Genomic DNA, 21,442 nt, shown 5'->3' with positions numbered 1-21,442 from the left:
ATGGCAAAGCTGAGCAAGCGTCAGAAGCTTATTCGTGAAAAGGTAGACTCTACCCGTTCCTACTCTGTTGACGAGGCAGTTGCACTGCTGGTCGAGCTGGGTCAGAACGTGAAATTCAAAGAGTCTGTTGACGTGGCCGTCAACCTTGGCGTTGATGCACGGAAGTCCGATCAGGTTGTTCGTAGCAGCACTGTTCTGCCCCACGGCACTGGCAAGACCGTTCGTGTTGCTGTGTTCACCCAGGGCGCCAATGCCGAGAAAGCAACGGCCGCTGGTGCAGACATTGTGGGTATGGACGATCTGGCGGACGAAGTTAAGAAAGGCAACATGGATTTCGACGTGGTCATCGCCACTCCGGACGCCATGCGTGTTGTTGGTCAGCTGGGCCAGATCCTCGGTCCCCGTGGCCTGATGCCGAACCCGAAGGTCGGTACCGTGACACCTGACGTTGAGACTGCGGTCAAAAACGCCAAGGCTGGTCAGGTTCGCTACCGCACCGACAAAAACGGCATTATCCACGCTCCGCTGGGTAACGTTGAATTCTCTGCACAGAACATCAAGGAAAACCTTGAAGCTCTGGTAGCAGACCTGAAAAAGGCCAAGCCCTCTTCGGCGAAAGGTGTGTATCTCAAGAAGATCACCGTTTCCTCGACTATGGGGCCTGGCCTGACTATCGATCAGAGCGGTCTCGCTATTTGATCCTGTGATCGGTGGTTACTTTGTAGTCTGGGCGGAAGCCAAGGCTGTCAAAGACCGCAGGCCCCCGAAGCACTTCCGGTCTGACTGGAAGTGCTGCAAGGGTTAAAGCAACGCCTGCGCAGACGGTGTGAAGACGTTCTCTCTGAACCCAAACACCGTTAGGAGCCCCGCGAGGGGTATATGTGGGTTTGCCGGGAAGACCCGGCGAAATCGAGGAGAAATCCAGTGGCAATTAGACTCGAAGACAAGAAAGCGATCGTCGCTGAAGTCAACGAGACTGCCGGTGGTGCTCTGTCTGTGGTTATGGCTGACTACCGTGGTGTTACCTCTGGTGACATGACGGCGCTTCGTGCCAAAGCTCGTGCCGAAAACGTGCGTCTGAAGGTTGTTCGTAACAACCTCGCAAAGATCGCGATTCGTGGTACAGAGTTCGAGTGCATTGATGAAGCGCTAGTTGGTCCGACCATTCTGGCATTCTCTATGGAAGATCCGGGCGCGGCAGCGCGTCTGCTGAAGGATTTTGCCAAGGAGAAAGAAGCGTTCGAGATTAAGGGACTGGCCGTCGGCGGAGAGCTGATGGGTGCAGACCAGATCGACCGTCTTGCCAAGCTGCCAACACGTCACGAAGCGTTGACAATGCTGGCCGCTGTAACACAGGCACCGATCACCAAGCTGGCACGGACACTGAACGAAGTTCCTTCGAAAGTGACTCGTGCTGTAGCGGCAGTTCGCGACCAGAAGCAAGAAGCTGCTTGATTCTGTTGAACACCATTTTTTATATTTTTGGGAGAAAGTCATGGCTCTGTCTAACGAAGACATTTTGAACGCAATTGCTGAAATGAGCGTAATGGACGTTGTTGCGCTGGTTGAAGCAATGGAAGAGAAGTTCGGTGTATCTGCCGCTGCAGCTGTTGCTGCTGCACCTGCTGCAGCCGGTGGCGAAGCCGCTGCTGCTGAAGAGCAGACCGAATTTGACGTTGTTCTTACCGGTCCTGGTGAGAAGAAGGTCAACGTAATCAAGGCCGTTCGTGAACTGACCGGCCTGGGTCTGAAAGAAGCGAAAGAAATGGTCGACAGCGCTCCTTCCGTTATCAAGGAAGCAGCTAGCAAAGACGACGCTGAAGAAGCCAAGAAGAAGCTCGAGGAAGCAGGCGCTTCTGTTGAGCTCAAGTAAGAGTCGGCTGTTGATCGAAACCGTGCGATAAGCATGGACAGGCTGGTGGCTTTGGGCCACCGGCCTTTTTCTGTTGTATATGCTATAGAGTCTGGTGAGCAATTGCAGGTTGATGTCAGATCCATAACCTACAGCCAGAGTCTTGTTCAAGACGGCGCGATAAGCCGAGCAATTCGGCCCCGAAGCAGAACAATGGTTGCTTCTTGATACCAGGTATCAGGTCTAAAGCTGGGGAATGCAGATGACTTACTCCTACACTGAGAAAAAGCGGATTCGCAAAGATTTTAGTAAATTGCCTTCCGTGATGGACGTCCCCTATTTGCTGTCTATTCAGCTGGATTCGTTCCGGGACTTCCTCCAAATGGAAGCCGCTCCTGAAGACCGCCGGGAAACCGGTCTTCACGCAGCATTCAAATCCGTATTCCCGATTGTCAGTTACTCTGGCAATGCCGCGCTCGAATACGTGAGTTACCGTATTGGCGAGCCGGTTTTTGATGTCAAGGAATGCCAGCTTAGGGGCGTAACCTATGCAGCGCCGCTGCGGGTGAAGGTCCGCCTTATCATTTACGATAAGGAATCGTCCAACAAGGCGATCAAGGACATTAAAGAGCAGGAAGTCTACATGGGCGAAATGCCCCTGATGACCGAGAACGGTACCTTCGTTATCAACGGTACCGAGCGTGTTATTGTTTCCCAGCTCCACCGGTCTCCGGGTGTGTTCTTCGACCATGACAAGGGTAAGACCCACTCCTCGGGCAAGCTGCTGTATTCTGCCCGGGTGATTCCTTACCGTGGTTCCTGGCTGGACTTCGAGTTCGACCCGAAAGACTCCGTGTTCGTTCGTATCGACCGTCGTCGCAAACTGCCGGCGTCTATTCTACTGCGGGCCTTGGGCTACACGTCTGAGCAGATGCTCGAGACGTTCTTCGAAACCAGTAAATTCAGCCTGGGCGCGGAAGTGTGCAAGCTGGAGCTGGTGCCGAGCCGCCTGCGTGGTGACATTGCGACCTTCGATATCAAAGACAATGACGGCAACGTGATTGTTGAAGAAGGCCGCCGTATTACCGCCCGTCACATCAAGCAGCTGGAAAAAGCCGGTATCAACGAGCTTGAGGTGCCAACCGAGTACCTGTATGGCCGCGTTCTGGCCAAGGACATGATCGATCAGGCTTCCGGTGAGGTCCTGGTTGAGTGTAACTCGGAGCTGACCGAAGAGTTGGTTACCAAGATTCTCGACGCTGGTGTAAAGGATATCGAAACCCTTTACACCAACGATCTGGACTGTGGTCCTTTCATGTCCGACACCCTGCGTATCGATCCGACCCGCACGCCTCTGGAAGCGCTGGTTGAGATTTACCGGATGATGCGCCCGGGCGAGCCGCCCACCAAGGAGTCGGCAGAGAACCTGTTCAACAACCTGTTCTTCTCGGAAGAGCGGTACGACCTGTCTGCGGTTGGCCGGATGAAGCTCAACCGTCGCCTGCGTCGTGAAGAGAGCACTGGTGAAGGCACGCTGACCCATGAAGACATCATCGACGTCCTTAAGACCCTGATCGATATCCGCAATGGCCAGGGCAATGTGGATGACATCGATAACCTGGGTAACCGTCGTGTTCGCTGCGTTGGCGAAATGGCCGAAAACCAGTTCCGCGTCGGTCTGGTACGGGTTGAGCGTGCGGTCCGTGAGCGTCTGAGTCTTGCTGAAAGCGAAGGCCTGATGCCGCAGGATCTGATTAACGCCAAGCCGGTGGCTGCCGCGGTTAAAGAATTCTTTGGCTCCAGTCAGCTGTCTCAGTTCATGGACCAGAACAACCCGCTGTCCGAGGTCACGCACAAACGTCGTATCTCTGCGTTGGGCCCCGGTGGCCTGACCCGTGAGCGTGCCGGCTTTGAGGTTCGTGACGTACACCCGACCCACTACGGCCGTGTGTGCCCGATCGAGACGCCGGAAGGTCCGAACATCGGTCTGATTAACTCGCTGGCGACCTATGCCCGCTCAAATTCCTACGGTTTCCTCGAGAGCCCGTACCGGAAGGTGGTTGAGGGTGTCGTTACGGACGAGGTGGTTTACCTTTCCGCCATTGAGGAAAGCAACTACGTTATCGCCCAGGCCAGCGCTGCCATGGACGAGAAGAGCAAGCGTCTGACCGACGAGCTGGTTACCGTTCGGCACCAGAACGAATTTACCGTTACTCCGCCGGAGAGCGTTAACTTCATGGATGTATCTCCGCGCCAGGTCGTATCGGTCGCGGCATCCCTGATTCCGTTCCTGGAGCACGACGACGCCAACCGGGCGTTGATGGGCGCGAACATGCAGCGTCAGGCTGTTCCGACCCTGCGTTCCCAGGTGCCGCTGGTAGGTACCGGTGTAGAGCGTACGGTGGCACAGGACTCCGGTGTCTGTGTAACAGCCCGTCGTGGTGGCGTTATTGAGAGCGTCGATGCGGCCCGTATCGTGGTTCGTGTCAACAACGAGGAAACCGAAGCGGGTGATGCAGGTGTGGATATCTACAACCTGACCAAGTACACCCGTTCGAACCAGAACACCTGTATCAACCAGCGCTCCATTGTGCGTCAGGGCGACGTGATTGCCCGTGGCGACGTGCTGGCAGACGGTCCATCCGTTGATCTGGGTGAGCTGGCCCTGGGGCAGAACATGCGTATCGCATTCATGCCCTGGAACGGATACAACTTTGAGGACTCCATCCTCATTTCCGAGAAAGTGGTTCAGGAAGATCGCCTGACCACCATCCACATTCAGGAACTGACCTGTGTGGCTCGGGACACCAAGCTGGGTAGCGAAGAAATCACCGCGGATATTCCGAACGTTGGTGAAAGCGCGCTGTCCAAGCTGGATGAGTCCGGTATTGTTTACATTGGGGCTGAAGTGGGCCCCGGTGACATTCTGGTAGGCAAGGTCACACCGAAGGGTGAGACCCAGCTGACGCCGGAAGAGAAGCTGCTGCGTGCCATCTTTGGTGAGAAGGCGTCTGACGTAAAAGACACCTCTTCCCGTGTGCCGACTGGCACCCGCGGCACTGTTATCGACGTGCAGGTCTTTACCCGCGATGGTATCGAGAAGGATCAGCGTGCCCAGTCCATCGAGAAAGAGCAGCTGGACCAGTATCGCAAGGACCTGAAAGACGAGTACCGGATTGTTGAGGGTGCGACCTTTGAGCGTCTGAACAGTGCGTTGAAAGGACAGGAAGTGATCAGCGGGCCGGGCCTGAACAAAGGCGCGACCCTCGAAGAGAGCTACCTGGCCGAGCTGCCGCGTTCCGACTGGTTCAAGCTCCGGATGAAAGACGAGAGCCTGAACGAGCTGCTGGAGAAATCCGAGCAGGGTCTGGAAGATCGCAAGAAAGAGCACGAAGCGCGCTTTGACGACAAGAAAGGCAAGCTTCAGCAGGGCGATGACCTCGCGCCGGGTGTACTGAAGATCGTCAAGGTGTACCTGGCTATCAAGCGTCGTATCCAGCCGGGTGACAAGATGGCCGGTCGTCACGGTAACAAGGGTGTTATTTCATCGGTTATGCCGATTGAAGACATGCCTTACGACGAGCACGGCAACACGGTTGATGTGGTTCTGAACCCGCTGGGTGTTCCTTCGCGGATGAACGTAGGTCAGGTGCTTGAGACTCACCTGGGCGCGGCGGCCAAGGGGCTGGGTGAGCGTATCAGCCAGATGCTGGACGAGCAGCGCAAGGTGGCTGAATTACGCAAGCTGCTGGATGAGATCTACAATCACTCAGACGAAGTGTTCAAGGTGGACCTGGATTCCCTGTCCGACAAGGAAATCCTGGAGATGTGCCACAACCTTCGTAGCGGTGTACCCATGGCAACGCCGGTATTTGACGGTGCCAAGGAAGCCGAGGTCAAGCGTATGCTTGAGCTGGCGGGACTGAGCACTACCGGTCAGACCATGCTGTACGACGGTCGCACCGGTGATATGTTCGACCGCCCGGTGACGGTTGGCTACATGTACATCCTGAAGCTGAACCACCTGATCGACGACAAGATGCACGCTCGTTCCACCGGCTCTTACAGCCTGGTTACCCAGCAGCCGCTGGGTGGTAAGGCGCAGTTCGGTGGCCAGCGCTTCGGTGAGATGGAAGTGTGGGCCCTTGAGGCCTACGGTGCAGCGTATACGCTGCAGGAGATGCTCACCGTCAAGTCTGATGATGTGAACGGTCGGACCAAGATGTACAAGAACATTGTCGATGGCGATCATCGGATGGAGCCGGGCATGCCCGAATCCTTCAATGTTCTTGTCAAGGAAATCCGCTCGCTGGGTATCGACATCGAGCTGGAATCCGAGTGAGCCGAATTGTTTTTGGCAGCGTGAGCGGGCACGACCAGTGCCCGCCCGAGATTAACGCCATCCGGAGCTTTTACTGATGAAAGATTTGCTGAATCTTCTCAAGAGCCAGAACCAAAGCAAGGAATTTGACGCTATCCGCATTGGCCTGGCGTCGCCTGACATGATCCGTTCCTGGTCCTTTGGCGAAGTGAAGAAGCCTGAAACCATTAACTACCGTACCTTCAAGCCGGAGCGCGACGGTCTTTTCTGTGCCAAGATCTTCGGCCCGATCAAGGACTACGAGTGTCTGTGCGGTAAATACAAGCGCCTGAAGCATCGCGGTGTTATCTGCGAGAAGTGTGGCGTTGAGGTTGCGCTGGCCAGTGTCCGCCGTGAGCGGATGGGCCACATCGAGCTGGCCAGCCCGGTCGCGCACATCTGGTTCCTGAAGTCACTGCCGTCCCGTATCGGTCTGATGCTGGACATGACCCTGCGCGATATCGAGCGGGTCCTGTACTTCGAATCCTTTATTGTGATCGATCCGGGGATGACCACCCTGGAGAAAGGGCAGCTGCTGAATGACGAGCAGTACTACGAAGCCCTGGAAGAGTTTGGTGACGAGTTCGACGCCCGTATGGGTGCCGAGGCGGTCAAGGAGCTGCTGGAAGGTATCGATCTGCAGGAAGAGGTTGATACGCTGCGTGAAGAAATTCCTCAGACCAACTCCGAAACCAAGATCAAGAAGTTCAGCAAGCGCCTGAAGATTCTTGAGGCCTTCCTGTATTCCGGCAACAAGCCCGGCGACATGGTCATGACTGTGCTGCCCGTGCTTCCGCCGGATCTGCGCCCGCTGGTACCTCTGGACGGTGGCCGCTTCGCGACCTCTGACCTGAACGATCTGTACCGTCGGGTGATCAACCGGAACAACCGTCTCAAGCGTCTGCTGGAGCTCAACGCTCCGGACATCATCGTGCGCAACGAGAAGCGGATGCTGCAGGAAGCAGTCGATGCGCTGCTGGACAACGGCCGCCGTGGCCGTGCCATTACCGGCACCAACAAGCGCCCGCTGAAATCCCTGGCTGACATGATCAAGGGTAAACAGGGCCGTTTCCGTCAGAACCTGTTGGGCAAGCGTGTGGATTACTCCGGTCGTTCGGTGATCGTGGTTGGTCCGTACCTGCGCCTGCACCAGTGCGGTCTGCCGAAGAAGATGGCACTGGAGCTGTTCAAGCCGTTTATTTTCTCCAAGCTTGAGCATCGCGGCCTGGCGACCACTATCAAGGCCGCCAAGAAGATGGTCGAGCGTGAGGAAGGCGTCGTTTGGGATATTCTGGACGAAGTCATCCGTGAGCATCCGATCATGCTGAACCGTGCGCCGACCCTGCACCGTCTAGGTATCCAGGCGTTCGAGCCGGTTCTGATCGAAGGCAAGGCGATCCAGCTGCACCCGCTGGTATGTGCGGCCTACAACGCCGACTTTGACGGTGACCAGATGGCGGTACACGTACCGCTGACCCTGGAAGCCCAGCTCGAAGCCCGTGCGTTGATGATGTCCACCAACAACGTACTGTCGCCGGCCAACGGCGAGCCGATTATTGTACCGTCCCAGGACGTGGTACTCGGTCTGTACTACATGACCCGTGAGCGCAAGAGCGCCCTGGGTGAAGGTATGGTGTTTGCCGACGTCAAAGAGGCGCATCGTGCCTACGGCGCTGGCATGGTCGACCTTCAGGCGATCGTCAAGGTTCGCGTCAAGGAAGTCGCGATTGCCGAAGACGGCTCGCGCACCGAGCAATACAAGATTGTTGATACCACGGTTGGTCGTGCACTGCTGTTCGACATCGTGCCTGATGGCCTGTCCTACGAGCTGGTCAACAAGCCGATGGTCAAGAAGGCAATCTCTAACTTGATCAACACCTGCTACCGTGATGCTGGCCTGAAAGACACCGTTATCTTTGCGGATCAGCTGATGTACATGGGTTATCACTATGCGACCGTGTCCGGCATCTCCATCGGTTTCAACGATTTCGAGATTCCGCCGGAGAAGTACGAGCTGGTCGATGCCGCATCCGCTGAGGTGAAGGACATCGAGACCCAGTACGCGTCCGGTCTGCTGACCCAGGGCGAGAAGTACAACAAGGTTATCGACATCTGGTCCCGCGCCAACGACAAAGTCTCCAAAGCCATGATGGAACGTCTGGCGAAAGAGCAGGTTATCGGGCCCGACGGACAGCCGGTGAAGGGTGAAGATGGCGAGTACCTGATGCAGGAGTCGTTCAACTCGGTTTACATGATGGCCGATTCCGGTGCCCGGGGTTCCGCGGCCCAGATCCGCCAGCTGGCCGGCATGCGTGGCCTGATGGCCAAGCCGGATGGCTCCATCATCGAAACGCCGATCACTGCGAACTTCCGTGAAGGTCTGAACGTACTCCAGTACTTCATCTCTACCCACGGTGCCCGTAAGGGTCTGGCGGATACCGCGCTGAAAACCGCGAACTCCGGTTACCTGACCCGTCGTCTGGTCGACGTATCCCAGGATCTGGTAGTTACCGAGCCTGACTGTGGTACCGATGAAGGTCTGCTGATGACGCCGCACATCGAAGGTGGCGACGTTGTAGTGCCTCTGGGCGACCGGGTTCTGGGTCGTGTGACCGCACGTGACGCGTTTACTCCGACCGACAAGGACAACGCAGTTATCGAGGCAGGCACCCTGCTGGACGAGAAGGCCGTTGAAACCCTCGAGCGGGCCGGTGTGGATGAAGTCTGGGTTCGCTCCGCGATCACCTGTGAAACCCGCCACGGTATCTGTTCCAAGTGCTACGGCCGTGATCTGGCCCGTGGTCATGAGGTCAACGTCGGTGAAGCTGTGGGCGTTATCGCTGCGCAGTCCATCGGTGAGCCGGGTACCCAGCTGACCATGCGTACTTTCCACATTGGTGGTGCGGCCAGCCGGGCGTCCGCAGTGGACAATATCCAGGTCAAGCATGGCGGTACCGTCCGTCTGCACAACATGAAGTCGATCGAGAAGGCCGACGGTACTCTGGTAGTGATTTCCCGTTCCTCCGCGTTGGCCATTGCCGATGACCAGGGTCGTGAGCGTGAATGGTACAAGCTGCCATATGGCGCTGTTCTCTCGGTGAAGCACGGTGATGCGGTTGAAGCGGGCGTTGTGGTTGCCAAGTGGGACCCGCACACCCACCCGATCATCGCCGAAGCCGGTGGTACCGCGAAATTCGTCAACATGGACCAGGGCATCACTGTCCGCACCCAGACCGACGAGCTGACCGGCCTGTCCACCATGGAGGTCATTGATTCCAAGGAGCGTCCTGCCGCTGGTAAGGACATCCGTCCGGCGATCCAGCTCATTGACGAAAAGGGTGAAGAAGTGGAGCTGCCAGGTGGTGGTACCGCGATCTTCTTCCTGCCGGCGAACGCGCTAGTCACCATGGCCAACGGTGCTCGGATCGAGCTGGGTGACGTGGTAGCACGTATCCCGCAGGAAAGCTCCAAGACCCGGGACATCACCGGTGGTCTGCCACGGGTTGCCGACCTGTTCGAGGCCCGTCGTCCGAAGGAGTCGTCCATTCTGGCCGAAATCAGCGGTATGGTGTCGTTCGGCAAGGAAACCAAAGGCAAGAAGCGCCTGGTGATCACGCCGAAGGATGGCGATGCCTACGAAGTCCTGATTCCGAAGCACCGTCAGCTTAACGTCTTCGAAGGCGAGACCGTTGAGAAGGGCGAGGTGATTTCCGATGGTCCGTCCAACCCGCACGACATTCTGCGTCTGCTGGGTGTGGTGGAACTGGCCAAGTACATCACCAACGAAATCCAGGACGTTTACCGTCTGCAGGGCGTTGTCATCAACGATAAACACATTGAGGTTATCGTTCGTCAGATGTTGCGCAAGGTGGAAATCACCGATCCGGGTGATACGACTCTGCTGTCCGGAGATCAGGTGGAAATCACCCAGGTGCTGGAAGAAAACGAGAAGGCCGATGCCGCCGACAAAGAGCCTGCACGGTTCGAGCGTCTGCTGCTGGGTATTACCAAGGCGTCCCTGGCCACCGAGTCGTTCATTTCTGCGGCTTCGTTCCAGGAAACCACCCGGGTACTCACCGAAGGTGCGGTTACCGGTAAGCGTGATTACCTGCGCGGCCTGAAGGAAAACGTTGTGGTTGGTCGACTGATTCCGGCCGGTACCGGTCTGGCATACCACAACGAGCGTCGCCGCAAGCGTGACCTGGAAGAGCAGGGCGTAACCGCGGCCGACGTGGAAGAAGCTCTGAGTGCCGAGCTCAACCGCGAAAGCTGAGTTGGAACGGTGCGCCGCCTCCGGGTAGTTACCTACCCGGGAGGTGGTCAAAAAGAGACCAGTCATCTTGACTGTCCGGGGGCGCAGGCTTACACTTGCGTCCCTTAAATTTTACCCCCTGCACAGGGGGTAAGTTTCATTGATATGGTTTTTTGGAGTTTGCTTACATGGCAACGATTAATCAGTTGGTGCGTAAGCCTCGTAAGCGCAAGGTAGCCAAGAGCGATGTTCCTGCTCTCCAGGCCTGCCCTCAGCGCCGTGGTGTGTGCACTCGTGTGTATACCACAACGCCGAAGAAGCCGAACTCAGCACTGCGTAAAGTGTGCCGTGTTCGTCTGACCAACGGCTACGAGGTTTCCTCATACATTGGTGGTGAAGGTCACAACCTTCAGGAGCACAGTGTCGTGCTTATCCGTGGCGGTCGAGTAAAAGACCTTCCGGGTGTGCGCTATCACACTGTTCGCGGAACGCTGGACACCCAGGGTGTGCAGAACCGTAAGCAGGGCCGCTCCAAGTACGGTGCAAAACGACCCAAGTCCTGATGTCCCGAGCGGGTGTCTTTTATCGTTGCTTGTCAGAACGGTAAGAGTAAGGCTGAGTAGCATTTGCTATCTCAGGGGTTCCTGAAGACCTTTTAGATATATAAGGGCTTATCGATGCCTAGAAGAAGAGTTGCAGCTAAACGGGAAATTATCCCGGATCCGAAATTCGGCAGTGCACGTCTTGCCAAGTTCATCAACCACGTGATGGAAAGTGGCAAGAAGTCTACCGCAGAGCGCATTGTTTACGGCGCTCTGGACATTGTTGCCGAGAAATCCAAAGAAGAGCCGATCGACATGTTCGAGAAGGCCCTGGAGAACATCCAGCCGATGGTTGAGGTTAAGTCCCGTCGTGTTGGTGGTGCTACTTACCAGGTGCCTGTCGAAGTACGGCCTTCCCGTCAGAACGCGCTGGCCATGCGCTGGCTCGTCGAATACTCACGGAAGCGCGGTGAGAAGTCCATGGCTCAGCGTCTGGCTGGTGAAATCCTGGACGCCGCTGACAGCAAAGGCTCCGCTGTTAAGAAGCGTGAAGATGTTCACCGCATGGCAGAAGCCAACAAGGCGTTCTCTCACTTCCGTTTCTAATCAGCCGAGGTTTATACAGTGGCACGCAAGACTCCTATCAAGCGTTACAGAAACATTGGTATTTGTGCGCACGTTGATGCGGGCAAAACCACAACCACCGAGCGGGTCCTGTTCTACACAGGTATCTCCCACAAGATCGGTGAAGTTCATGATGGTGCAGCTACCATGGACTGGATGGAGCAGGAGCAGGAGCGTGGTATTACCATCACCTCTGCTGCGACTACGACATTCTGGCAGGGTATGGACAAGCAGTATCCGGAGCACCGGATCAACATCATCGACACCCCGGGGCACGTTGACTTCACTATCGAAGTAGAGCGCTCCCTGCGCGTACTCGACGGTGCGGTTGTCGTGTTCTGTGGTTCCTCCGGTGTTGAGCCCCAATCCGAGACCGTATGGCGCCAGGCCAACAAGTACGAAGTTCCCCGCATGGTGTTCGTCAACAAGATGGACCGTGCCGGTGCAAACTTCCTGCGTGTTGTTGATCAGATCAAGAAGCGTCTGGGAGCGAATTGCGTTCCCGTTCAGCTGCCGATCGGTGCTGAAGATAACTTCGCCGGTATTGTGGATCTGATTCGTAACAAGGCCATCTACTGGAACGAAGCTGACGCTGGTGCCAGCTACGAGCAGAAAGACGTGCCCGCGGAAATGGAAGACGAAGTCGCCATGTACCGCGAGCAGATGGTTGAAGCGGCTGCAGAAGCCAACGAAGAGTTGATGGAAAAGTACCTCGAAGAGGGTGAGCTCTCCATCGACGATATCAAGAAGGGTCTGCGTATGCGTACCCTGGCGAACGAGATCGTTGTTGCTACCTGTGGTTCTGCGTTCAAAAACAAGGGTGTTCAGGCGGTTCTGGATTCCGTTATCGAGTTCCTGCCTGCGCCGGACGAAGTCAAGGCCATCCGTGGTGAAGTTGACGACGAGGGCACCGAGGAAACCCGTCCGGTTGATGATGATGCGCCGTTCGCGGCGCTGGCGTTCAAGATCGCCACAGATCCGTTTGTGGGCACGCTGACTTTCTTCCGGGTTTACTCCGGTAAGCTTGAGTCTGGCAATGCCGTTTACAACTCGGTAAAGGGCAAGAAAGAGCGTGTCGGCCGTATGGTTCAGATGCACTCCAAAGATCGTCAGGAGATCAAGGAAGTACTGGCGGGCGATATCGCTGCTGCGATCGGCCTGAAGAGTGTGACCACTGGTGACACTCTGTGCGACGAGAATAACAAGATCATTCTCGAGCGCATGGAATTCCCGGAGCCGGTAATTTCCGTTGCAGTTGAGCCGAAGTCCAAGGCGGACCAGGAAAAGATGGGCGTTGCCTTGGGCAAGCTCGCTCAGGAAGATCCGTCGTTCCGCGTCCGTACCGACGAAGAATCCGGTCAGACCATCATCTCCGGCATGGGTGAGCTTCACCTGGACATCATCGTCGACCGTATGAAGCGTGAGTTCAAGGTAGAGGCGAACATCGGCAAGCCGCAGGTCGCTTATCGCGAGTGCATCCGCAAGCCGGTAGATGTCGAAGGCAAGTTCGTACGTCAGTCTGGTGGTCGTGGTCAGTACGGTCACGTCAAGCTGAAGCTTGAGCCGCTGCCGCTGGATGATGAGGATGGCGAAAACTTTATCTTCGTGAATGAGATTGTTGGTGGTGTGGTTCCCAAGGAATACATCCCGGCAGTTCAGCAGGGTATTGAAGAGCAGATGCAGAACGGCTGTCTGGCCGGCTATCCGCTGCTGCGTATCAAGGCAACCCTGTACGACGGTTCCTATCACGACGTCGACTCGAACGAAATGGCCTTCAAGGTCGCCGGTTCCATGGCGATGAAAAAGGGTGCCCTCGAGGCGAGCCCGGCACTGCTCGAGCCGATCATGCGCGTTGAAGTTGTGACGCCGGAAGACTATATGGGTGATGTCGTAGGCGACCTTAACCGTCGTCGCGGTGTTATCCAGGGTATGGACGAGGGTCCTGCCGGTAAGGTCATCCGTGCAGAGGTTCCGTTGTCGGAAATGTTCGGTTACGCCACCGACCTGCGTTCTGCGACGCAAGGCCGGGCGTCCTATGCGATGGAGTTTTCTGGTTATTCAGAGGCGCCTTCGAACATTGCCGAAGCGATCATTAAAAAGGGTTGATCCCCAGGACTTAAGAAACAGGAAGAGGTGTAACCGTGTCTAAAGAAAAATTTGAGCGTAAAAAACCGCACTTGAACGTAGGCACCATTGGTCACGTTGACCATGGTAAAACCACTTTGACTGCCGCCCTGACCCGTGTGTGTCACGAAGTCTGGGGTACAGGCTCAGCAAGTGCGTTTGATCAGATCGATAACGCACCTGAAGAGAAAGCTCGTGGTATCACTATCGCGACTTCTCACGTTGAGTACGATTCCCCGACCCGTCACTACGCACACGTAGACTGCCCGGGCCACGCTGACTATGTGAAGAACATGATCACTGGTGCGGCGCAGATGGACGGCGCGATCCTGGTCTGCTCCGCAGCTGACGGCCCCATGCCGCAGACTCGTGAGCACATCCTGCTGTCCCGTCAGGTTGGCGTGCCCTTCATCGTTGTGTTCCTGAACAAAGCGGACATGGTAGACGACGAAGAGCTGCTCGAGTTGGTCGAGATGGAAGTTCGCGATCTGCTGAGCCAGTACGACTTCCCGGGTGACGACACTCCGATCGTGACTGGTTCCGCGCTGATGGCGCTGGAAGGCAAAGATGACAACGAGATGGGCACTACCGCTGTCAAGAAGCTGGTAGAGGCTCTGGATGACTACATCCCCGAGCCGGAGCGTGCGATCGATCAGCCGTTCCTGATGCCGATCGAGGATGTCTTCTCTATCTCCGGTCGTGGTACCGTTGTGACCGGCCGTGTTGAGCGTGGCGTGATCAAGACTGGTGACGAAGTGGAAATCATTGGTCTGAAAGACACCGTCAAGACTACCTGTACCGGTGTTGAGATGTTCCGTAAACTCCTGGACGAAGGCCGTGCCGGTGAGAACATTGGTGCGCTGCTGCGTGGCACCAAGCGTGACGACGTTGAGCGTGGTCAGGTTCTGGCGGTTCCGGGCTCCATCACTCCGCACACCAAGTTCGAGTGCGAAGTGTACGTGCTGTCCAAAGAAGAAGGCGGTCGTCATACTCCGTTCTTCAAGGGCTATCGTCCGCAGTTCTACTTCCGTACCACCGATGTAACCGGTTCTTGCGAGTTGCCGGAAGGTGTGGAAATGGTTATGCCGGGTGACAACGTCAAGATGAGTGTTACCCTGATTGCTCCGATCGCCATGGAAGATGGCCTGCGCTTCGCGATTCGTGAAGGCGGCCGTACCGTTGGTGCCGGCGTAGTCTCCAAGATCATCGAGTAATTCGCTCGTTTGATCAGGAAAAAGGGGCTGATTCTTCAGCCCCTTTTTCTGTTCCAGCCGCAAAGCCCGCCCAGCCCGGTCAATCAGTAATGCTGTTGACAGGGTTGGGTATTATGCATACAATGCGGCTCCTTTTTTTGAAGGTCGGCTAACTAGTAGCTGCTACGAGTGGAGTTTGGTGCATCATGCAAAGCCAAAAAATTCGAATCCGGTTGAAGGCGTTTGATTATCGCCTGATCGACCAGTCCACGCAGGAGATCGTCGATACCGCCAAGCGGACCGGCGCTCAGGTGCGTGGCCCTATCCCTCTGCCGACGCGGAAGGAAAAGTACACTGTATTGATTTCTCCGCACGTCAACAAAGACGCGCGCGATCAATATGAAATTCGTACGCATAAGCGTTTGCTCGACATCGTTGAGCCGACGGAAAAGACAGTAGATGCTTTGATGAAGTTGGACCTGGCAGCAGGTGTAGACGTTCAGATCAGCCTCGGCTAATACCGCCCGGTATTAGTCTGTGTAACTGTCATAAGGCCATAGAGGGTGAGAGCCCCGTACACTTAAGAGGTGAAACATGGCAATTGGTGTTGTCGGTCGTAAGGCCGGTATGACCCGTATTTTTACGGAAGATGGGCAGGCGCTGCCCGTAACGGTAATCGAGGTTGAGCCCAACCGGATTACCCAATTAAAAACTCTTGAAAGCGATGGCTACCGCGCCGTTCAGGTGACTGTCGGTACTCGTCGTTCCTCTCGTGTAACCAAGAGCGAAGCGGGTCACTTTGCCAAGGCGGGCGTTGAAGCCGGTCGTGGCATGTGGGAATTCCGTCTTGCCGACGGCGAAGGTGAAGAGCTGACTGCCGGTAGCGAGATCACGGCTTCTGTATTCGAAGATGGTCAGGTGGTTGATGCCATCGGGCAGTCCAAGGGTAAGGGTTTCCAGGGCGGTGTTAAGCGCTGGAACTTCTCCATGCAGGATGCCACTCACGGTAACTCTCTGTCTCACCGTGCTCCGGGTTCCATTGGTCAGAACCAGACTCCGGGCAAGGTATTCAAGGGCAAAAAGATGGCGGGCCAGATGGGTAATGCTCAGGTAACTGTGCAGAACCTGAAAATCGTCCGTGTCGACGCCGAGCGCAACCTGCTGCTGGTAAGTGGTGCCGTTCCCGGCGCAACTGGCGGCGATGTTGTCATCAAGCCTGCAGTTAAAGCCTGAGGAGCGGTGCGATGGAATTGACTATTACAGGTAGCGGCAAGGGAATCTCTGTTTCCGACGCCGCATTCGCCAAAGATTTTAACGAGTCGCTGGTTCACCAGGTAGTGACTGCTTATATGGCAGGCGCCCGCCAAGGTACCAAAGCTCAGAAGACACGTTCCGAAGTTAGCGGTGGCGGTAAGAAGCCATGGCGTCAGAAGGGCACCGGTCGTGCCCGTGCCGGTACTATCCGTAGTCCGATCTGGCGCTCCGGTGGCGTTACCTTTGCAGCCAAGCCTCGTGGCTTTGAGCAGAAGGTTAACCGCAAGATGTACCGCGCAGCGATGCGCTCCATTTTTTCCGAGCTGGTTCGCCAAGAGCGTCTGGTTGTTGTCGATGATATGAACGTTGACAGCCCGAAGACCAAGGCATTTAACGCCAAGCTGAAGGATATCGGTGTGACCAATGCGCTGATTCTGTCCGATAACGTCGAGCAGAACCTGCATCTGGCTTCGCGCAACATTCCGCATGTAGACGTGCGTGATATTGCCGGTCTGGATCCGGTTAGCCTGGTTGCCTTCGAGAAGGTCGTTGTGACCGTTCCCGCTCTGAAGAAGATCGAGGAGATGCTGGGATGAATCAGGAACGTATTTACAAGGTCCTGCTTGGGCCGCACGTATCGGAAAAAGCGTCTCTGGTGGCCGAGCATGGCCAGGTTGTTTTCCGGGTTGCCCCGGATGCTACCAAGCCTGAGATCAAAAAAGCCGTTGAGCAGCTGTTCAACGTCACCGTAGAAGGTGTTCAGGTTCTGAACCGTAAGGGTAAGCTCAAGCGAACTATCCGCGGATTCGGCAAGCGTAATGACATTCGTAAGGCTTACGTAAAGCTGGCAGAAGGTCAGGACATCGATTTTCTGGATGTGGAATAAGGTAAAGAGGTCTTAATATGCGGATCGTCAAAACCAAACCAACATCTGCCGGACGCCGTCACGTTGTAAAGCTTTACAACCCGGATCTTCATACTGGGCGCCCCTACGAGCCGTTGGTAGAAAGAAAGAACAAGACGGGTGGTCGTAACAATGTAGGCCGTATCACAACCCGTCACACGGGTGGTGGCCACAAGAAGCACTACCGTGTCATCGATTTCAAGCGGACCAAAGATGGTATCCCAGCGGTCATTGAGCGCCTGGAATACGATCCCAACCGCTCTGCGCACATCGCACTGCTGAAGTATGCCGATGGCGAGCGTCGTTACATCATCGCTCCCAAAGGTATGCAGATCGGTGACCCTGTGCGCTCCGGTATCGACGCGCCAATCAAGGTGGGTAGCACGCTGCCGCTCCGGAATATTCCGGTCGGTTCTGTGATCCATTGCGTCGAACTCAAGCCTGGCAAAGGTGCACAGCTGGCTCGCTCTGCGGGCGCATCCGTACAGCTGGTTGCCCGGGAAGGTGCGTATGCCACCATCCGCCTGCGCTCAGGTGAAATGCGTAAGGTGCTTGTAGATTGCCGTGCAACGCTGGGTGAAGTATCCAACAGCGAGCACAGCCTCAAGCAGCTTGGCAAAGCGGGTGCATCACGTTGGCGCGGCAAACGGCCAACAGTACGTGGTGTTGCTATGAACCCAGTTGACCACCCGCATGGTGGTGGTGAAGGGCGTACCTCTGGCGGGCGTCACCCGGTTACTCCTTGGGGTGTTCCGACCAAAGGGCATAAGACTCGTAAGAACAAGCGTACTGACAGAATGATAGTACGTCGTCGTTCGGCCAAGTAAACGACTACATAGAGGTAATTGCTGTGCCACGTTCTTTGAAGAAAGGTCCTTTTATAGACCTGCATCTGTTGAAGAAGGTCGAGGCAGCTCTGGAAGCTAACGACAAGCGGCCGATCAAAACCTGGTCCCGCCGGTCGACAGTCTTTCCAGAGATGGTAGGCCTGACCATTGCAGTCCACAACGGCAAGCAGCACGTGCCGGTTTATGTCACCGAAGATATGGTGGGTCATAAACTGGGTGAGTTCGCGGCAACGCGTACTTATCGTGGTCATGCGGCCGACAAGAAAGCTAAACGCTGATTCTGAGGTAATCGAAATGGAAGTAGCAGCCAAGTATAAGGGCGCTAACCTCTCAGCTCAGAAAGCACGTCTTGTCGCTGACCAAGTACGTGGCAAGGCTGTTGAGGATGCCCTGAACATTCTGACTTTCAGCCCGAAGAAGGCGGCGGTCGTGATCAAGAAAGCTCTTGAGTCCGCCATCGCCAACGCTGAGCATAACGAAGGTCTGGACGTTGACGAACTGCGGGTTTCCACCGTGATGGTGGATGAGGGTCCGACGCTCAAGCGGATCAAGGCTCGAGCCAAGGGGCGCGCTGACCGTATTTTCAAGCGCACCTGTCATATCACCGTCAAGGTCGCCGACAAGTAGGAGATGCTCAGATGGGTCATAAAGTAAATCCAACCGGCATTCGCCTGGGTGTGATCAAAGAGCACAACTCAGTCTGGTATGCCGACAAAAAGGAATACTCCAGCAACCTGCTGAATGATATTCAGGTCCGTGAGTTCCTGGACAAGCGTCTGGTTAAGGCGTCTGTCAGCAAGATTGTGATCGAGCGCCCTGCTCAGAACGCCCGTATCACGATCCATACTGCCCGTCCCGGTATTGTTATCGGCAAGAAGGGTGAAGATGTTGATCGTCTGCGTCGCGAAGTAAGCGACATGATGGGTGTGCCTGTGCACATCAACATCGAAGAAGTCCGCAAGCCGGACCTCGATGCCCGCCTGGTAGCGCAAAACGTTGCCGGCCAGCTGGAGCGTCGTGTGATGTTCCGTCGCGCTATGAAGCGCGCGGTTCAGAACGCCATGCGCCAGGGTGCCAAGGGTATCAAGATCCAGGTTGGCGGTCGTCTCGGGGGGGCTGAAATCGCGCGTTCCGAGTGGTATCGCGAAGGTCGTGTACCTCTGCACACACTGCGTGCAGATATTGATTACGCAACCTATGAAGCGCATACCACTTATGGCGTAATCGGCGTCAAGGTATGGATCTTCAAAGGTGAGATTCTTGGTGGTATGGAGCAGGTCCGTGCTGACAAGAAAGCCTCTGGGAAGAAAGGTTCTAAGTAAAGGGGCACTCTTATGCTGCAACCAAAACGCACCAAATTTCGCAAGGTAATGAAAGGCCGTAACACCGGTCTTGCTCACCGCGCCAACAAGGTGAGCTTCGGTGAATACGGATTGAAAGCGACCAGTCGAGGGCGTATAACTGCCCGCCAGATTGAGGCGGCACGTCGTACCATGACGCGCCGCATCAAGCGGGGTGGAAAGATCTGGATCCGGATTTTCCCGGACAAGCCGATCTCCAGTAAGCCGCTTGAGGTTCGAATGGGTAAAGGTAAAGGTTCTGTCGAGTATTGGGTGGCTGAAATCCAGCCAGGCCGTATGCTCTACGAGATGGAAGGTGTTGCTGAAGACGTAGCACGCGATGCCTTCACTCTCGCTGCGGCCAAACTGCCGGTGCAGACCACCTTTGTAACGAGGACGGTGATGTGATGAAAGCAACAGAGCTGCGTGAAAAGTCAGTCGAGGAGCTGAACAAAGAGCTGATCGACCTCCTGAAGGAGCAGTTCAACCTGCGCATGCGTAAGGCGACAGGTCAGCTGAATCAGTCTCACCTTCTCGGCAAGGTGAAGCGCGACATTGCTCGCGTGAAAACAGTATTGAACGAAAAGGCAGGACAGTGACATGACCGAAGCTACCCAAACTGCCAGAACTCTGAGCGGCAAGGTCGTGAGCAACAAGATGGAGAAATCCATCGTGGTATTGGTCGAGCGTCAGGTGAAACACCCGCTGTACGGTAAGTACATGAAGCGTTCAACCAAGATCCACGCTCACGATGAGAGCAATCAGTGCAAGATCGGTGACACTGTGACCATTCAGGAAACCCGTCCGGTCTCCAAGACCAAGAGCTGGGCCCTGGTGGAAGTCACTGAACGTGCATCCAAGGTGTAATTCGCCCGGAGAACAACCATGATTCAGACTCAAACAATGCTTGAAGTCGCGGATAACAGCGGTGCGCGTCAGGTGATGTGCATCAAGGTCCTGGGCGGTTCACATCGGCGTTATGCCAGCGTAGGGGATATCATCAAGGTGACCGTCAAGGAAGCCATCCCCCGCGGTAAAGTGAAGAAAGGCCAGGTCCTGAAAGCGGTCGTGGTACGCACCCGCAAGGGTGTTCGCCGTCCCGACGGTTCGCTGATCCGTTTCGACGGAAATGCGGCAGTACTTCTGAACAATCAGGACGCTCCTATTGGTACCCGTATCTTCGGACCGGTTACCCGTGAACTGCGTAATGAGAAGTTCATGAAAATTATCTCACTGGCACCCGAAGTACTTTAAAGGACCAGAGGCCGGTTATGAAAAAGATCAAACGAGATGACGAAGTAATCGTCACCACGGGGAAAGATAAAGGCAAACGTGGTAAAGTCCTGAAGGTTCAGGACGATGGCCGCATGGTGATTTCAGGGATCAATATGATCAAGAAGCACACCAAGCCGAACCCGATGCTGGGCTCCCCAGGTGGCATCGTCGAAAAAGAAGCACCTATCCAGGCTTCCAACGTGGCTATTTTTAATCCGCAGACCGGCAAAGCCGATCGTGTAGGCTTCCAGATCAAGGAAGACGGCGCGAAAGTGCGGATCTTCAAGTCCACGAATGAAGCTGTCGATAACCAGTAAGCGGTGGTGGTTACGATGCTTAACATGAAAGAGCAGTACAGTAAGGAAGTGGTACCCGCCCTGCAGAAAGAGTTCAGCTACACGAACATCATGCAGGTGCCGCGTATCGAAAAGATCACCCTTAACATGGGTGTCGGCGAAGCGGTTGGTGACAAGAAGCTGATTGAGAATGCTGTGGCGGATCTCGAGCGCCTGGCAGGTCAGAAGGCGGTTGTTACCAAGGCTCGTAAATCCGTCGCGGGTTTCAAGATCCGTGAAGGTTGGCCTATCGGTTGTAAGGTTACCCTGCGCGGTGAGCGTATGTGGGACTTCTTTGATCGCCTGGTTCACATTGCGGTTCCCCGCATTCGTGACTTCCGCGGTCTGAATCCCAAGTCGTTCGACGGTCGCGGTAACTACAGCATGGGTGTGCGTGAGCAGATCATTTTCCCCGAGATCGAGTACGACAAAGTCGACAAGATCCGTGGTCTGGATATCACCATTACCACCACTGCCGGTACCGACGATGAAGGTCGCGAACTGTTGAAAGCCTTTGGCTTTCCGTTCAAGAAATAAGG

Annotated in this window: 23 protein-coding genes; all 23 read left to right on the top strand. The window is 55.6% G+C overall.

All coding sequences use genetic code 11. The annotated features are described in order from the left end of the window. Complete coding sequence (gene rplA / locus CFT65_RS17880) at positions 1–699, top strand: 50S ribosomal protein L1 (RefSeq protein ID WP_088829385.1); 699 nt, start codon at positions 1–3, stop codon at positions 697–699. A 225-nt stretch (positions 700–924) separates the two neighbouring features. Further along, positions 925–1,455, top strand: a complete 531-nt coding sequence (gene rplJ, locus CFT65_RS17875) for a 50S ribosomal protein L10 (protein WP_064228578.1) — start codon at positions 925–927, stop codon at positions 1,453–1,455. A gap of 40 nt (positions 1,456–1,495) precedes the next feature. Then, positions 1,496–1,873 (top strand): 50S ribosomal protein L7/L12, encoded by a 378-nt coding sequence (gene rplL, locus CFT65_RS17870; RefSeq protein ID WP_007154024.1) that lies wholly within the window; start codon positions 1,496–1,498, stop codon positions 1,871–1,873. 241 nt (positions 1,874–2,114) lie between these two features. Further along, on the top strand, positions 2,115–6,194 hold the full coding sequence (rpoB, locus tag CFT65_RS17865) for a DNA-directed RNA polymerase subunit beta (RefSeq protein ID WP_088829613.1): 4,080 nt from the start codon (positions 2,115–2,117) through the stop codon (positions 6,192–6,194). Positions 6,195–6,270: 76 nt separating this feature from the next. Further along, complete coding sequence (gene rpoC, locus CFT65_RS17860) at positions 6,271–10,485, top strand: DNA-directed RNA polymerase subunit beta' (RefSeq protein ID WP_088829384.1); 4,215 nt, start codon at positions 6,271–6,273, stop codon at positions 10,483–10,485. 167 nt (positions 10,486–10,652) lie between these two features. Then, on the top strand, positions 10,653–11,027 hold the full coding sequence (rpsL, locus tag CFT65_RS17855) for a 30S ribosomal protein S12 (RefSeq protein ID WP_008174844.1): 375 nt from the start codon (positions 10,653–10,655) through the stop codon (positions 11,025–11,027). 114 nt (positions 11,028–11,141) lie between these two features. Further along, positions 11,142–11,612: a 30S ribosomal protein S7 gene (gene rpsG / locus CFT65_RS17850; RefSeq protein WP_008174847.1), complete on the top strand. Its 471-nt coding sequence runs from the start codon at positions 11,142–11,144 to the stop codon at positions 11,610–11,612. Between the two features lie 18 nt (positions 11,613–11,630). After that, positions 11,631–13,736: an elongation factor G gene (gene fusA / locus CFT65_RS17845; RefSeq protein WP_088829383.1), complete on the top strand. Its 2,106-nt coding sequence runs from the start codon at positions 11,631–11,633 to the stop codon at positions 13,734–13,736. Positions 13,737–13,771: 35 nt separating this feature from the next. Then, positions 13,772–14,968, top strand: a complete 1,197-nt coding sequence (gene tuf, locus CFT65_RS17840) for an elongation factor Tu (RefSeq protein WP_088829382.1) — start codon at positions 13,772–13,774, stop codon at positions 14,966–14,968. Between the two features lie 185 nt (positions 14,969–15,153). Continuing rightward, positions 15,154–15,465 carry a 30S ribosomal protein S10 gene (gene rpsJ, locus CFT65_RS17835; protein WP_004580743.1) on the top strand — a complete coding sequence of 104 codons (312 nt, stop codon included), beginning with the start codon at positions 15,154–15,156 and terminating at the stop codon, positions 15,463–15,465. Positions 15,466–15,541: 76 nt separating this feature from the next. After that, positions 15,542–16,180 carry a 50S ribosomal protein L3 gene (gene rplC, locus CFT65_RS17830; RefSeq protein ID WP_088829381.1) on the top strand — a complete coding sequence of 213 codons (639 nt, stop codon included), beginning with the start codon at positions 15,542–15,544 and terminating at the stop codon, positions 16,178–16,180. 11 nt (positions 16,181–16,191) lie between these two features. Beyond that, positions 16,192–16,797, top strand: coding sequence for a 50S ribosomal protein L4 (gene rplD, locus CFT65_RS17825; RefSeq protein ID WP_008174860.1), 606 nt, complete (start codon positions 16,192–16,194; stop codon positions 16,795–16,797). After that, positions 16,794–17,087 (top strand): 50S ribosomal protein L23, encoded by a 294-nt coding sequence (rplW, locus tag CFT65_RS17820; protein ID WP_041341428.1) that lies wholly within the window; start codon positions 16,794–16,796, stop codon positions 17,085–17,087. The genes rplD and rplW overlap by 4 nt, the downstream gene beginning before the upstream one ends. Before the next feature lie 17 nt (positions 17,088–17,104). Beyond that, positions 17,105–17,932 carry a 50S ribosomal protein L2 gene (rplB, locus tag CFT65_RS17815; protein ID WP_088829380.1) on the top strand — a complete coding sequence of 276 codons (828 nt, stop codon included), beginning with the start codon at positions 17,105–17,107 and terminating at the stop codon, positions 17,930–17,932. 23 nt (positions 17,933–17,955) lie between these two features. Continuing rightward, entirely contained in the window at positions 17,956–18,231 is a 276-nt protein-coding gene (gene rpsS, locus CFT65_RS17810; RefSeq protein ID WP_007154011.1) for a 30S ribosomal protein S19, read from the top strand. 16 nt (positions 18,232–18,247) lie between these two features. Further along, entirely contained in the window at positions 18,248–18,580 is a 333-nt protein-coding gene (gene rplV, locus CFT65_RS17805) for a 50S ribosomal protein L22 (RefSeq protein WP_008174870.1), read from the top strand. Between the two features lie 11 nt (positions 18,581–18,591). Beyond that, on the top strand, positions 18,592–19,275 hold the full coding sequence (gene rpsC / locus CFT65_RS17800) for a 30S ribosomal protein S3 (RefSeq protein ID WP_088829379.1): 684 nt from the start codon (positions 18,592–18,594) through the stop codon (positions 19,273–19,275). Positions 19,276–19,287: 12 nt separating this feature from the next. Beyond that, on the top strand, positions 19,288–19,701 hold the full coding sequence (gene rplP / locus CFT65_RS17795; RefSeq protein ID WP_069185082.1) for a 50S ribosomal protein L16: 414 nt from the start codon (positions 19,288–19,290) through the stop codon (positions 19,699–19,701). Next, positions 19,701–19,892 carry a 50S ribosomal protein L29 gene (rpmC, locus tag CFT65_RS17790; protein WP_008174877.1) on the top strand — a complete coding sequence of 64 codons (192 nt, stop codon included), beginning with the start codon at positions 19,701–19,703 and terminating at the stop codon, positions 19,890–19,892. Before rplP ends, rpmC begins: the two co-directional genes overlap by 1 nt. 1 nt (position 19,893) lies before the next feature. Continuing rightward, entirely contained in the window at positions 19,894–20,160 is a 267-nt protein-coding gene (gene rpsQ / locus CFT65_RS17785; RefSeq protein WP_088829378.1) for a 30S ribosomal protein S17, read from the top strand. An 18-nt stretch (positions 20,161–20,178) separates the two neighbouring features. After that, complete coding sequence (gene rplN / locus CFT65_RS17780; protein ID WP_007154005.1) at positions 20,179–20,547, top strand: 50S ribosomal protein L14; 369 nt, start codon at positions 20,179–20,181, stop codon at positions 20,545–20,547. A 17-nt stretch (positions 20,548–20,564) separates the two neighbouring features. After that, positions 20,565–20,885, top strand: a complete 321-nt coding sequence (gene rplX, locus CFT65_RS17775; protein WP_088829377.1) for a 50S ribosomal protein L24 — start codon at positions 20,565–20,567, stop codon at positions 20,883–20,885. A 15-nt stretch (positions 20,886–20,900) separates the two neighbouring features. After that, entirely contained in the window at positions 20,901–21,440 is a 540-nt protein-coding gene (rplE, locus tag CFT65_RS17770; RefSeq protein ID WP_088829376.1) for a 50S ribosomal protein L5, read from the top strand. Positions 21,441–21,442: the final 2 nt, after the last annotated feature.

Origin of the sequence: Marinobacter sp. es.048, assembly GCF_900188435.1 — a bacterium.
Classification (GTDB): domain Bacteria; phylum Pseudomonadota; class Gammaproteobacteria; order Pseudomonadales; family Oleiphilaceae; genus Marinobacter.
The sequence above is the reverse complement of the archived record's forward strand: the minus strand, read 5'-3'. Positions and strand labels throughout refer to the sequence as shown.

Coding starts and splice junctions, on each gene's coding strand:
- rpmC (WP_008174877.1), top strand. CDS start 19,701: ATGAAAGCAACAGAGCTGCGTGAAAAGTCAGTCGAGGAGCTGAACAAA.
- rpsQ (WP_088829378.1), top strand. CDS start 19,894: ATGACCGAAGCTACCCAAACTGCCAGAACTCTGAGCGGCAAGGTCGTG.
- rplD (WP_008174860.1), top strand. CDS start 16,192: ATGGAATTGACTATTACAGGTAGCGGCAAGGGAATCTCTGTTTCCGAC.
- rplC (WP_088829381.1), top strand. CDS start 15,542: ATGGCAATTGGTGTTGTCGGTCGTAAGGCCGGTATGACCCGTATTTTT.
- rpoB (WP_088829613.1), top strand. CDS start 2,115: ATGACTTACTCCTACACTGAGAAAAAGCGGATTCGCAAAGATTTTAGT.
- rpsC (WP_088829379.1), top strand. CDS start 18,592: ATGGGTCATAAAGTAAATCCAACCGGCATTCGCCTGGGTGTGATCAAA.
- rplA (WP_088829385.1), top strand. CDS start 1: ATGGCAAAGCTGAGCAAGCGTCAGAAGCTTATTCGTGAAAAGGTAGAC.
- rplL (WP_007154024.1), top strand. CDS start 1,496: ATGGCTCTGTCTAACGAAGACATTTTGAACGCAATTGCTGAAATGAGC.
- rplP (WP_069185082.1), top strand. CDS start 19,288: ATGCTGCAACCAAAACGCACCAAATTTCGCAAGGTAATGAAAGGCCGT.
- rplW (WP_041341428.1), top strand. CDS start 16,794: ATGAATCAGGAACGTATTTACAAGGTCCTGCTTGGGCCGCACGTATCG.
- rpoC (WP_088829384.1), top strand. CDS start 6,271: ATGAAAGATTTGCTGAATCTTCTCAAGAGCCAGAACCAAAGCAAGGAA.
- rplN (WP_007154005.1), top strand. CDS start 20,179: ATGATTCAGACTCAAACAATGCTTGAAGTCGCGGATAACAGCGGTGCG.
- rplE (WP_088829376.1), top strand. CDS start 20,901: ATGCTTAACATGAAAGAGCAGTACAGTAAGGAAGTGGTACCCGCCCTG.
- rplB (WP_088829380.1), top strand. CDS start 17,105: ATGCGGATCGTCAAAACCAAACCAACATCTGCCGGACGCCGTCACGTT.
- rplX (WP_088829377.1), top strand. CDS start 20,565: ATGAAAAAGATCAAACGAGATGACGAAGTAATCGTCACCACGGGGAAA.
- rpsL (WP_008174844.1), top strand. CDS start 10,653: ATGGCAACGATTAATCAGTTGGTGCGTAAGCCTCGTAAGCGCAAGGTA.
- rplV (WP_008174870.1), top strand. CDS start 18,248: ATGGAAGTAGCAGCCAAGTATAAGGGCGCTAACCTCTCAGCTCAGAAA.
- rpsG (WP_008174847.1), top strand. CDS start 11,142: ATGCCTAGAAGAAGAGTTGCAGCTAAACGGGAAATTATCCCGGATCCG.
- rpsJ (WP_004580743.1), top strand. CDS start 15,154: ATGCAAAGCCAAAAAATTCGAATCCGGTTGAAGGCGTTTGATTATCGC.